The following is an 11986-nucleotide window of genomic DNA, read 5'->3' on the forward strand; positions in this document are numbered from 1 at the left end:
ACCACCATGCAACACATCGCACTCGCAGCTATTGTCTTTTCAGACAATAGGTTAGCTCTTCTTGTCCTCGCCCTTTTTCGCTCGTGCGCACTTGCCCTTCATGCAGCAATCCATTTCCTTTGCCATCTTGCCGTCTTTGTCTTTCTTGCAGCAATCCATCTTTGCGCTCTTGTCGCGCTTGCACATCATGTGCTCATGCTCGGCGTGCTTGTCCGCATCACCGCTCTGCTGCGCCGCCTGCGCCCACATCGACACACAACTCAACAGAAGAACAGCCATCAAAGAACGAACCTTCATTCCACTCTCCTCTTCTAACTTAGCCCGCGAATTATACCCTGCCCCACCTCACTGCGACCACATTCTGCCTCACTCTCCTGCGAATCCCGAGCCCCGATTAATCATCTAACCGTGAGTCTGCAAGACACGGAGACAGCCCTTTGCACCGCACCACGCTTGGCGATTTCGAACTCACCATCATCAGCGACGGACTCTACTACCTCGACGGCGGCGCCATGTTCGGCGTCATTCCAAAAACCATGTGGTCCAAAAAGATCGCCGTCGACGAGCAAAACCGCCTGCACATGGCAATGAACTCGCTCGTAATCCGCACCGGAGATCACACCATCCTCATCGATACCGGAGCGGGCAATAAGCTGCACGAGAAGATGCAGCGCATATACGACACGCAATCCGCTCTGCTCGCCAACCTCGCTGCTGCAGGCTTTGCTCCTGATGATTTCGATATCGTAATTAACACACATCTTCACTTCGACCACTGCGGATGGAACACTGTGCGCCGAGCCGATGGCACCGTCGTTCCCACGTTCCCGCGTGCGCGCTACTACTACCAGCGCGGCGAACTCGCGCACGCACATCAACAACACGAGCGCGATCGCGTCAGCTATCTCACAGACAATTACGATCCGCTTGTTTCCAGCGGACGCGCCATTCTGCTCAACGGCAACTCGTCTATCGTGCCAGGCATTCGCGTCGAGCTCTTCACAGGACATACTCTTGATCATCAAGCCGTCATCATCGAGAGCCAAAACAAGAAGGCCGCCTATGTAGGCGACCTCATTCCCAGCACTGCACATCTTCAGCCAACGTGGGTCATGGGATACGACCTCTCGCCCATCGACTCCATCGACAATCGTCATCGATATTACAGCGACGCAATCCCCGAACGGTGGCTCACTATTTTCACCCACGATCCACTTACGCCGTGGGCTTATATTTCGCGCGACTCAAAAGGCGGATACATCGCCCAACCTGTCGAGTCCGCTGATAATCAGGCTTCGATCACACCAGCGAATGTCTTGAGATAACGCGCGAGTTCTGCGCGTGCCGTTATCGGCGCATCGACGAACTCAAGTCCACAGCGGAACCCGCGACGGTTCCGCACCACGGCCTGCAATCGCAATGGCTTTGACTCGGGCAGTGAAAACTCCACTTGCAACAGCGCCCCCGTCTCCAGTGTTTCCGAGGCGTACAGACTCATTCCACCTTCGCTCAACTCATACGTTCGAACCACGGTGGCAGCATCGTCCGGATCCTCCCAGCGTCGAATCCGCACGCGCATATCTACTTTATGTCGTTTCCATTTCCGCGTTGGAGCTTCCAACTGATCACCTCAGCACAACCGTTCATCAACCGCAACACGCATCGAAATCGCTGGCCTCAGCAACATCGCATACTTCCTCAATCTCCGTCTGCTTCCGCGAGAAGAACTCGTCCACAGCAGCGACGATCGCCTCAGGCGACTTAGCCTCATAGATCGCCTTACGCAGTTTCGCTCCACCTTCCACACCGTGCGTAAACCACGATGCGAACTGTTTCATCTTGCCGGTCGCATCCGGGAAACCTTCAACAATCAGCATCCCGAAGTAGCGACGAATCATCTCGTAGCGATCGTCGCGCGTTGGCACGTCGTATCGGCCCGAAGCGGTGTACTGCGCAATCTGTCGGAACACCCATGGATTCGAAGCCGCCGCTCGCCCGATCATCACCCCATCACACCCGGTCACCGCAACCATTGCGCGCGCGTCTTCCGGGGTCCGAATGTCGCCATTTCCAATCACCGGAATTTTCACCAGCGACTTCAGCTCGGTAATCCACTCCCACTGCGCCTGTCCGCTGTAGCCTTGCTGACGAGTGCGAGCATGCATGGCGACTGCGTCTAGACCGCTTCCTTCAGCCATCTTCGCCAGCTCGCGAAACACCAACTCGCTCTCGCTCCAACCAGCGCGGAACTTCACCGTAAACGGAATCTTCACTGCCGCACGCACCGATTCAAAGATCTTCTGAATTGTCGGCAATTCTCGCAGCAGGCCACTACCGCCGTTGCACTTCACAACCTTCTTTGCCGGGCACCCCAGATTCAGATCAACCAAATCAAATCCGAATCCCTCAACCATCTTGGCTGCTTCCGCCAGTGAGTCTGGATTAGAGCCAAACAGTTGCGAGCTGATCGGGTGCTCATCTTCATAGAAGTGCAGAAAGCGCTGCGCCTTCTTGTCTTTCTTCCGAATCACTCCATCAGCGGACGTAAACTCCGTCATCAGCAGGCCACAGCCGCTCATCTCTCGGATAAAACGACGAAACACCGTATCAGTAATTCCGGCCATGGGAGCCAGAACCGTTGCTGGTGAGATCTCGACCGAGCCGATCTTCAGACTCGCCGGAACCCTCACGTCTTCCGGTGCTTCATGCACCTGCGGGTTGTCATAAAACTTATGCACGTTCCTATTGTATCGGCATCCGATAGCCCAGACAGTTGCCAGATGAGGTTAAACACAGAGCCAAATACATTCTGAATTGCGCCTTGCAGCATCCAACTACTTAGCTCGCGTTCGCCCTGGCGAACACATCAATCCCACGAATGGCGACCTCTACCCAGCCCGCTCAAACGGCGATTTTGCCTGTTGCTCCCCACCATCGTGGACGTTCGTTCCTGCTCGCGCTTCTAGCTATCGTCGTCCCGATTGTCGCCGGACTCGTGTGGCATCTCACCTCTGACAATCCAGCCTGGCCGCTGATGCGCAACTCCCTCCAGCGCTGCGAACTTCACCAAGCGCAGATCTCCCCTGTTTCGCCCGACGGACAGCATCGGGCTCACATTGTTTACGCCACGTCCCTCGGACGCTTCACCGAAACTCTCGTCTTCGTGACTGGTACTGATGAGCGTTGGTCGCTCACTTCACTGGACCCAAACAAAGCCGTGCTGGAAGCGGCAGGCATTCGTTCCCTGGATGTTGTCGATTGGCAGAACACAGCAGACGGACTCTCTGCCCTGCAGCTCTGGTTTGTTCCTAACGCCTACCCAGCCCAAATCCATCGCATCGAGCGTTCCTCGGGCGATGTGATCATCAAGACGCTCACCAGCACTCCCGCTCCCGGTGCAGAACGTCTCGACTATTAGTATTTCGAGCACAGAAAAGCCCTCGCCTGTAGAGACGAGGGCCTTTCAACTCTTGCGCCGAGGGCGTCTTCACCCCAGCAAGGATCGCTTGCCGGAGACCCCGACCACCCGCGGGATTATTTCTGTTCGGCAGCCTTGGCCGCGTCCGACTTCGCATACTTCCGACGGAAGCGCTCGATGCGACCAGCGGTGTCCAGCACCTTCTGCTTACCCGTAAAGAACGGGTGGCAGCTTGAACAGATTTCAACGTGGATGTCGCCATGGTGAGTGCTGCGGGTCGTAAAGCTCGCGCCGCATGCGCACTTCACCTGGACCTCTTCATACTTCGGGTGGGTTGCTGCTTTCATGGTTCCTCAATTCATCTGATTAGACAGACACGACTAGTGTACCCTGCGGGGTCCGGAGCAAGCAAATACAGGGCTAAGCGGCTTTAGCCTCGTTCAATTTCCGACGGCGGACGACTGCCGCCTGCACCGTTCTCCCAAGGTTCCAGAGCAGCGCGCAACTTCCGGTCGCAATCGCCACCGGGATCGACACATGTCGATACGCGAGACTCATATCGGGTGAAGTCTGCGTCACCAGGCTCCTCACCAGGAAGAACACGATCCCGCAGAACAGGCCAAAGCCCATGCCAAACCCAGCCCACAAGATGGTCAGCAACACAGTGCGATATGCCTTCATCAGCAACCACACCAGCCAACTCGGCTCCCTCGCAGGTTCGCCGCCAACCAGCGTTTTGCTTCCGCGTGCCTCCATTTCGCCGACCTTCACATTTCCTCCTCACGCAGCCAGCATCGGATACCCCGGGGCGTCTGCCTGCGCTAGAATTGTAGTTTCCTATGTCGCACACTCAACAAGCAACCACGCACTCGCCCGCTGAAGTACTAAGGCTCTCTCCCGTGCAGCAATCGAGCAATGGCATTTGCTATGCCTCGAGTGGCGAGGTCAACCTCTCGTCCGTCGAACTGCAGCGTATGGTCGATGCCGTGCCGCAGCCTATCGCTTCCGTACTCACGCGCAAAGCATTCTACTTTGTTCCGCTCACGGTAGCTGATGGCGACCAGACATTGATTGCCGACCGGTACGATGTGCTACTCAGCGATCGCGCCGTCTGCCACCGCAATCTTACGCTTGGTGATGCCCAGTGTGTGTTCATCTCCACCCGCTTGATGGATGATCGCTTTTCGGTTGCATTTGAGTTCTACATCAACATCGCCCACGCCTTTACCGACCAGACCGGCTTCTCTCAGGCCTTTGCTGACGTCGTCTGGAAACAGGTACACGATAAGGTGAAAGGCGAGACTTCGCTTGATGCCAACGAGCTCCGCAAGATTGTGACCTCCACTGCACCTGAAGCGGAGAAAGCAAAGCAGGAATACTTCGAAACCACTTTCGCCGACGCGATTGCCATCTACCTTCTCTCGCTCTACCTCGATGTTGACTACTACGAACTGCGCGAGCGTGACTATCCTTTACTCGCTCCGTCAGCATTGGCCGAGCGCCTGCGTAAGGTGAATGAGCTGTTCCCTGCACCTCGCAGCTTCGAGTTCAACATCTACTACAAGCGCCGTCCCGAGCAGCGATAGAGCCATGATCGCGCACCTTCGCGGTACTCTTCTCTCGACTTCGCCTGGACGCGCCATCGTCGAATGCAACGGCGTGGGATACGACGTCACTGTCTCGATGAACACGTTCACCGAACTCCCTGACGCTGGCAACGAAGTGTCGCTCTTCATTCACACACACGTTCGCGAAGACCAGATTGCACTATTTGGATTCCATCAGGCCGACGAGAAGTCTCTATTTGAAAAGCTGATTTCCGTCAGTGGTATCGGTCCTAAACTCGCGGTCAATATCCTGGGCGGGATGAATGCTCGCGATCTCGTTTCGACCATTCGCGGCGGAGACGCCACTCGCCTCACGCGTATGCCCGGAGTTGGCAAAAAAACCGCAGAGCGCATGGTGCTCGAACTCAAAGATAAGCTCGCGGAATTTGGAATCACTGCAGCAGCACCGCGTCAAAAACAGGCTCTTGAAGACGACGTACTCTCGGCTCTCGTCAATCTCGGATATCAGGCATCTGCCGCCGAGCGTGCAATGGAAAAACTTGGGCCAGCGGACGGACGCAGCTTCGAACAACTCTTCCGCGCCGCACTGGCCCAACTCGCACACTAATTCCTTGTGAGTGGTCGTCGAGCCACTCACATTAACGCTGTCGCCTTTCCACTCCCGCACCTGGTCCGTCCCGCAACTCTCAATGTGGATACAATAGTTCGCTGCGACCCCGAGGGGTGGAGATGGCACTTGCCAAAGGCTCCCGGTTAGGCATCTACGAACTGGCCACGACCATTGGCGCCGGAGGCATGGGAATTGTCTATCGCGCACACGATCCGCGACTCGGGCGCGATGTTGCCATCAAATTGCTGCCTGACTCTTTTGCCGTCGACCGGTTGCGTCTTCACCGCTTTGAGCAGGAAGCCCGCGCCGCAGCGAGCATCAGCGACCCGCACATTCTCGCAATTTACGACATCGGCACGCAGGATGGCTCGCCGTACATCGTCTCGGAACTGCTCGAAGGTGAGACGTTGCGGAACCACCTCGGACACGGCGCTCTGTCCGTGCGAAAAGCAATCGACTATGCCACTCAAATCCTGCGCGGGCTAAGTGCTGCACACGACAAGAACATCATTCATCGCGACCTGAAGCCGGAGAACATCTTCATTACCCGCAGCGGGCGCGTGAAGATTCTTGATTTTGGCTTGGCCAAGCTGACACAGCCCGAGGCTTCTGCCGACGCTGCGACGATGTCCCTCGAAATGAACACCGACGCTGGCGCCGTTCTGGGTACAGTCGGCTACATGTCGCCCGAACAGGTCCGCGGTAAACCGGTAGACACTCGCACGGATCTCTTCAGCTTCGGCACGATCCTTTACGAAATGCTTGCGGGGAAACGTGCATTTCGCGCCCAAAGCTCTGCCGAGATATTGACCGCCATCGCCAGGGAAGATCCGCCGCCGCTGATGTCGGCGAACCCGCATGTCTCTCCCGCTCTCGATCGCATTGTCACTCACTGCCTTGAGAAGAATCCAGAGGAACGCTTTCAATCTGCACGCGACGTCATTTTCGCTCTTGAGGCACTCTCGGCCACGACCAGCGAAACGCCTATCAGCGTCGGTACGAAATCACCAAGAAGAAGAATCGCTCTCCCGATTGTCATCGCACTCAGCATCGTCACCGGGCTGCTCGCCGGATACTTTGCACCTCGCCAGTTCTCGCCATCACCGTCCATACCCAGCTTCCACCAGATCACCTTTGAACACGGAACCATTGATTCCGCACGTTTCACACCTGACGGTCACTCGGTACTCTACGCAGCAAACTGGAATGCTCATGGACTTGAGATGTATTCCACTCGCATCGACTCCGCCGGGTCTGTACCGCTGACATCGCGCGAAGCCACGATCACTTCAATTTCAAATTCTGCGGAAGCCCTGGTACTCCTGAATACAAACACCATCTTCGCATTCGCCACAGTCAGCACTCTTGCCCGCGTGCCGATCAGTGGTGGAAACCCGCGGCCACTGCTGAAGAATGTGCAGGATGCCGACTGGGCTCCAGATGGAAACATCGCAGCATCGCACTACGTGGATGGCAAGTACCAGCTTGAGTATCCAATCGGCCATGCCGTGTACCAGACTGACGGCTACATTTCCAATGTGCGAGTGTCACGGGACGGCACGCGCGTCGCCTTTGTCGATCACGATGTGCTCGGGGATAACGGCGGCTCCGTAGCCTTGATATATAAGTCGGGCCGCAAGCAGCAATTGACGCAACGCTATTCTCAAGTCACTGGACTTGCTTGGTCGCCTGATGACCACGAAGTGTGGGTGACCAGCAACGAAGAGCTATTTGCGGCCACGATGTCCCGCAAACCTCGCACACTCGTTCGATTTCCCATCGTTCCCAGCCTTCAGGATGTGGACAGAAATGGAAATGCACTGATTTCATTTGGGACCTGGCGAAATCACCTCATCGCCCGCGGAGCAGGACAAGAAAGTGAACGCGACCTCAGCGTAGGCGACTGGTCTTCGGGCGGCACAATCACTCCCGATGGGCGGTTCGTGTTGTTCGACGAAGAAGGCGCACTGGGAGGCGAAGCCTACTCCGTATTTATGCGTGCTACGGACGGCTCTCCCGCAGTGCGACTTGGGGAAGGAAGTGCGATAGCCATTTCACCCGATGCGAAGTGGGCGCTGATCGATCCTGTCGCCGGCATACCGTTATACCTTGTGCCTACAGGCCCTGGGGAGCCCAGAGTGCTCACAAACACTCTGATGCTCCATGGACAACGCGCCAGCTTTCTCAACGATGGCAAACGAATCGTATTCGGCGCAGCAGAACCCGGCCACAAGAACCGACTGTTTGTGCAGAGGATCGATGGTGGCCCACCACAGCCAATCAGCCCTGAGGGAATCACCGGTTTCGCAACAACGCCGGATGATAAATACGTTGCCGGGATTTCAGAAGATGGAACCAGCGCAGCCCTGTATCCCATAGATGGTGGCGAACCAGTTCCTGTTCGAGGACTCGGACCGAAAGAGAAGTTTCGAGCGCTTGCTTCTGAGAACGTGGCGTACGTGGCGGATCTGCCTAGTATGCCAGCAACTGTCTATCGCCTGAACATGAAGACCGGCAAGCGCGAACTCTATAAAACGTTAGCGCCCGCCGATCCTGCCGGCGTTGTAGCCATCGCTCCCATGAGCATTACACCCGACGGAAAATACTACTCCTACAATTACTATCAACAGCTTTCTGATCTGTTCGTAGTCACCGGCCTTCATTGACATTTATCAATTCTTTTCAGCGTCCGCAGGATCAACGAAGAGGTAGCTGACAAATGCAAAACGCATCCCATCCGGCGACCACGATGGAACATTCATTGTTCCCTGCCCGCCAAACAGCTTCGCAACGACCGTGATCTTATCATCAGCCATCGACATCATTCTCAGCATGACATCTTTGTTCGGCGGATGCCCCACAACGTCCTTCTCAAATGACAGGAATGCCATCTTCTGACCATCCGGCGAGAAGTGTGGGAACCAGTCATTCTCTTCTCCATGCGTCACTTGTTCCTGCTCACTGCCATCGGCTTTCATTCGCCATATCTGCATGTGTCCTGTGCGTTCGGAGTTGATGTAGATGTATCGACCATCGCGCGTGTACTCCGGACCGTCATCCAGTCCCTTTGCGGTTGTCATGCGCGTCTCTTCACCACCGTCCACAGGAATGGTGTTGATGTCGAACTCACCATTACGCTCGCCCACAAACGCCAATGTCTTTCTATCAGGCGACCAGCCGTGCCAATAAGAAGGCGCATTCTTTGTGATTCGGTTCGGAGTTCCGCCTGTAATAGGCAATGTGTACACAACCGATTTATGCTCTTCAGTACTGTCACTCACAACCAACATCTTGCCATCGGGAGACACACCATGATCGTTGTTGCAGTCCTTCGCAAATCCGGTATCGATCATCGTCGGCGTATTGTCGCCAACTGCCAACCGATAAATGCGTCCATTCCCGTTAAAGATGAACTGATTGTCGCGGGTCCAGTTCGGAGCTTCGATGTGCTGCGCTGTGACGTAAGCAACTTGCCGATTGAGTCCTGAAGGCATCACCGTCTCGAGCAAACTGAACATCACTGGATCGCCGCGCTTACCGTTGCGATTCTCAAGTTCCACGTTCGAGAACATCGCCCGTTCTACGGCGTCCTTATCGTGCGCACATACACCAATGCCGATGTAGTATTCGCCCGTGATGCGAATTCGCGGAGATCCTGCCGCGACCTCCAACTTCTCCCCATCTCGCGCCGCAAGCATGTACACGTAGTCTCCACGCTTCACAATCCGCACACGCTTCGGGCTGCGCACATTAGCTTGAACTTCCTGGCTCATGCCACCCTTCTCATCGCGGAATTGCAAGGACGTGAGCCCCTCGCCATGCACTGCCACGTCCGCGTACACCGAATCAGCATCGAGCGTTTGACGAACCATCAGCACCGCCTTGCGATGAGAATTCCCTGCACTCGCGGCCACGTCAACTTCCGCCGTGAGTGCGTAATCGCCACTCACCTTCTTCCACACAAACTGAAACGCGTCAGGTGACGCCCAGATGTTTTCGCCGCTTCCTGTAACCGTATAGAGTTGCTTCTTGCTGTCATACCCCACCGCGCCGCGATGAAGTACAGAGCCAATTTCTGAGTGCGCTTCAAATACTCCCAGTGGCGTCGATTGCGCCAACATAGTCCCTCCGACAAACACAAACATCAGTCCTAAAAAAAGCATTTCGCGAATCACAAACTCCTCCTGTCACTACAGCGAGAACAGCAAGCCGCGACGGCCCAAAAGAGTGGTGAACATTCGATCGTGTCAACCATAGCAGAACGTCTACAAATCATTAACCGATTTGCGAGCGCGGCTCTATACTGACTCCGTTCCATACACGTTCGTTTGCGCAGCATATCCGCGCACCCGCAAGTAGGAGATACGCGTGTCAGAGATCTCGAGGAGAAGCTTTGTAAAGGTCGCAACCGGTGCCGCCTTCGCCGGTGCAGCATTGAAACTCATACCTGGCGCGATGGCCTCTACATCCCGACTGCCGCTGGGAATCCAGCTCTACACGGTGCGCGATCTTCTTGCGAAGGATTTCCAAGCAACTCTGCACCAGGTTGCCGCAGCCGGATACCGGGAAGTCGAAGCCGCTGGTTACTATGGTCGCACCGCGACAGAATTCAAACACGCAGTCGAGCGTGCCGGACTCCGCTGCCCGAGCACACATCATCCGCTCACCGAGCTCCTGCTGAAAATGGATGAGTTGATTGCCTACGATCACGCGCTCGGAGTGCAGTACATGATCTGCGCTTCACCCGCACCTCGCGACCTCTCGCACCACGAACTTACGCTCGATGATTGGAAGTGGAACGCCGAACAGTTCAATCGAATTGGAGAAAAGACGAAGAAAGCAGGAATCCAGTTCGGTTATCACAATCACGTTGGAGAACTTCGCAAAGTCGACGGCGTGCTCGCGTACGACGAACTACTCCGGATGACTGATCCCGCGCTGGTCACCATGGAGATGGACTGCGGCTGGTTCCGCGTCGCTGGATATTAACCTGCCGATTATCTGAAGCGCTATCCGACGCGGTATTCCTTGCTCCACCTGAAAGACGAAGTTCTGCACTCGGCCGAAGATCATCATCCGACCGAAATGGGCCGTGGCAACATCGACTATGCGCCAATCTTTGCCGCCGCCGGAAACATCAAGCACTACTTCATCGAGCAGGAAGACTTCGACATGCCGCCCATCGACGCCATCAAGATCAGCGCTGACTACGTGAAGAAAGCGAAATTCTAAACACGAGTTTTGGCGAATTCGAGGACACGGTAAGCAGCTCTCGGCTTGAAACACTTCTTGCCTCGATTGTGCTGGATCAAACAGTTCTTGACATATACACAGGTCAGCATGTATACACGTGTGCATGTACACGATAGCAGTAATAGCGCAGAAGGGCGGTGTCGGTAAGACTACCCTCGCGATTCACTTAGCGGTTGCCGTAGAACGGGACGAGAAGACCGCAGCAGTCATTGACCTTGATCCTCAAGGAAGTGCTGCTACATGGAGTGACGTTCGCGCAGGGGAAACCCCCGTCGTTGTGTCAGCTCAATCGAACCGACTCCCTGCTGTCCTGCAGGAAGCCGAGCGAGGGGGGGCCGACTTTGCCATCATCGACACTTCTCCGAATTCCGAGTCTTCCTCTCTCACTGCGGCTCGCGCTGCCGACTTGGTGCTCATTCCGTGTCGCCCGCACCTGTTCGACTTGCAGGCCGTCACTACAACGATCGAATTGGCCAGAATCGCACGCAAGCCATTTGCAATAGTCCTTAACGCCGTTCCTGCTCAAGGCAGGCTCGGCCAGGAAACCGCCTCACTCCTCCAAGGGCTCAGCGTTGCCATCGCACCTGTTCAACTCGGTCACCGTGCCGCTTATTATCACTGTCTAACCAAAGGGCAGGTTGCATCGGAATACGCTCCACTTGGCAAGGCGGCAGAAGAAGTGTTCGCACTCTACCGCTGGGTGAGATCCCAGGTGGAATCGAAATCTCAACCCCCAACAAACCTCCAGGTGCACGTGTAGCACTGTATGACTGTCGCCATGATTGCACGTATGCATGTATACACACGAGAGAACGCCGATGCCTAAGCCCTCACTGAAGGAAGCGATGAGTCGTGCGGCTCACCGTACGCCATTTGGTCGCAACGCAAAACTCCCCCGAACCGAGTCAGTACAGGAACCCACAGTCACACCCGAGCGCCCGGCACCCAAGTCGGCTTCGAGACCCAAGAGCCGAATCGGGAAAAAAGTGATTAGCGGATTCTTCGACAAAGAAGTGTCTCGCCAGTTATCGAGGTTAGCCATCGACCAGGACCGTACGAATGAGGACCTGCTACGCGAGGCGCTCAATGACCTATTCGCGAAGTACCATCTTCCAAGCATCGCGTGAGAATCGCGCG

The 11986-nt window shown here is 55.7% G+C and carries 15 protein-coding genes; 9 read left to right on the forward strand and 6 right to left on the reverse strand.

Features of this window, described 5'->3' with window-relative positions:
- Nucleotides 1-51: 51 nt before the first annotated feature.
- Complete coding sequence (locus tag AC6IZD_RS18565) at nucleotides 52-297, reverse strand: hypothetical protein (RefSeq protein WP_497785114.1); 246 nt, start codon at nucleotides 295-297, stop codon at nucleotides 52-54.
- A gap of 140 nt (nucleotides 298-437) precedes the next feature.
- Here AC6IZD_RS18565 and AC6IZD_RS18570 point away from each other — a divergent pair, with 140 nt between their 5' ends.
- On the forward strand, nucleotides 438-1325 hold the full coding sequence (locus tag AC6IZD_RS18570; RefSeq protein ID WP_497785115.1) for an MBL fold metallo-hydrolase: 888 nt from the start codon (nucleotides 438-440) through the stop codon (nucleotides 1323-1325).
- Here AC6IZD_RS18570 and AC6IZD_RS18575 read toward each other — a convergent pair.
- Entirely contained in the window at nucleotides 1289-1573 is a 285-nt protein-coding gene (locus AC6IZD_RS18575; protein WP_497785116.1) for a PilZ domain-containing protein, read from the reverse strand. The genes AC6IZD_RS18570 and AC6IZD_RS18575 overlap by 37 nt on opposite strands.
- A 73-nt stretch (nucleotides 1574-1646) precedes the next feature.
- Entirely contained in the window at nucleotides 1647-2738 is a 1092-nt protein-coding gene (gene dusB, locus AC6IZD_RS18580) for a tRNA dihydrouridine synthase DusB (RefSeq protein WP_497785118.1), read from the reverse strand.
- A 140-nt stretch (nucleotides 2739-2878) separates the two neighbouring features.
- Between dusB and AC6IZD_RS18585 the strand changes: the two genes are divergently transcribed.
- On the forward strand, nucleotides 2879-3418 hold the full coding sequence (locus AC6IZD_RS18585; protein WP_497785120.1) for a hypothetical protein: 540 nt from the start codon (nucleotides 2879-2881) through the stop codon (nucleotides 3416-3418).
- 116 nt (nucleotides 3419-3534) lie between these two features.
- Here the strand turns inward: AC6IZD_RS18585 and rpmE are convergent, their stop codons facing one another.
- Nucleotides 3535-3765: a 50S ribosomal protein L31 gene (gene rpmE / locus AC6IZD_RS18590; RefSeq protein WP_497785122.1), complete on the reverse strand. Its 231-nt coding sequence runs from the start codon at nucleotides 3763-3765 to the stop codon at nucleotides 3535-3537.
- A 73-nt stretch (nucleotides 3766-3838) separates the two neighbouring features.
- On the reverse strand, nucleotides 3839-4189 hold the full coding sequence (locus AC6IZD_RS18595) for a hypothetical protein (RefSeq protein ID WP_497785123.1): 351 nt from the start codon (nucleotides 4187-4189) through the stop codon (nucleotides 3839-3841).
- 68 nt (nucleotides 4190-4257) lie between these two features.
- On the opposite strand from AC6IZD_RS18595, the gene AC6IZD_RS18600 reads away from it, so the two are divergent.
- From AC6IZD_RS18600 to AC6IZD_RS18610, 3 genes are all read left to right on the forward strand, one after another.
- Nucleotides 4258-5004 carry a hypothetical protein gene (locus AC6IZD_RS18600; protein ID WP_497785125.1) on the forward strand — a complete coding sequence of 249 codons (747 nt, stop codon included), beginning with the start codon at nucleotides 4258-4260 and terminating at the stop codon, nucleotides 5002-5004.
- A gap of 4 nt (nucleotides 5005-5008) precedes the next feature.
- Complete coding sequence (gene ruvA / locus AC6IZD_RS18605; RefSeq protein WP_497785127.1) at nucleotides 5009-5593, forward strand: Holliday junction branch migration protein RuvA; 585 nt, start codon at nucleotides 5009-5011, stop codon at nucleotides 5591-5593.
- A gap of 122 nt (nucleotides 5594-5715) precedes the next feature.
- Entirely contained in the window at nucleotides 5716-8262 is a 2547-nt protein-coding gene (locus AC6IZD_RS18610) for a protein kinase domain-containing protein (protein WP_497785128.1), read from the forward strand.
- Nucleotides 8263-8268: 6 nt separating this feature from the next.
- Here the strand turns inward: AC6IZD_RS18610 and AC6IZD_RS18615 are convergent, their stop codons facing one another.
- On the reverse strand, nucleotides 8269-9759 hold the full coding sequence (locus AC6IZD_RS18615; RefSeq protein WP_497785130.1) for a TolB family protein: 1491 nt from the start codon (nucleotides 9757-9759) through the stop codon (nucleotides 8269-8271).
- A gap of 205 nt (nucleotides 9760-9964) precedes the next feature.
- On the opposite strand from AC6IZD_RS18615, the gene AC6IZD_RS18620 reads away from it, so the two are divergent.
- From AC6IZD_RS18620 to AC6IZD_RS18635, 4 genes are all read left to right on the forward strand, one after another.
- Nucleotides 9965-10585 carry a sugar phosphate isomerase/epimerase family protein gene (locus AC6IZD_RS18620; RefSeq protein ID WP_497785132.1) on the forward strand — a complete coding sequence of 207 codons (621 nt, stop codon included), beginning with the start codon at nucleotides 9965-9967 and terminating at the stop codon, nucleotides 10583-10585.
- A 39-nt stretch (nucleotides 10586-10624) separates the two neighbouring features.
- A complete protein-coding gene (locus AC6IZD_RS18625) occupies nucleotides 10625-10828 on the forward strand; it encodes a hypothetical protein (protein ID WP_497785133.1) in 204 nt (67 codons plus the stop codon).
- A gap of 124 nt (nucleotides 10829-10952) precedes the next feature.
- Entirely contained in the window at nucleotides 10953-11609 is a 657-nt protein-coding gene (parA, locus tag AC6IZD_RS18630) for a ParA family partition ATPase (protein WP_497785135.1), read from the forward strand.
- Between the two features lie 58 nt (nucleotides 11610-11667).
- Nucleotides 11668-11976 carry a ribbon-helix-helix domain-containing protein gene (locus tag AC6IZD_RS18635; protein ID WP_497785137.1) on the forward strand — a complete coding sequence of 103 codons (309 nt, stop codon included), beginning with the start codon at nucleotides 11668-11670 and terminating at the stop codon, nucleotides 11974-11976.
- The last annotated feature ends 10 nt before the right edge of the window (nucleotides 11977-11986 follow it).

The sequence above is a fragment of the Koromonas humicola genome (assembly GCF_059726255.1).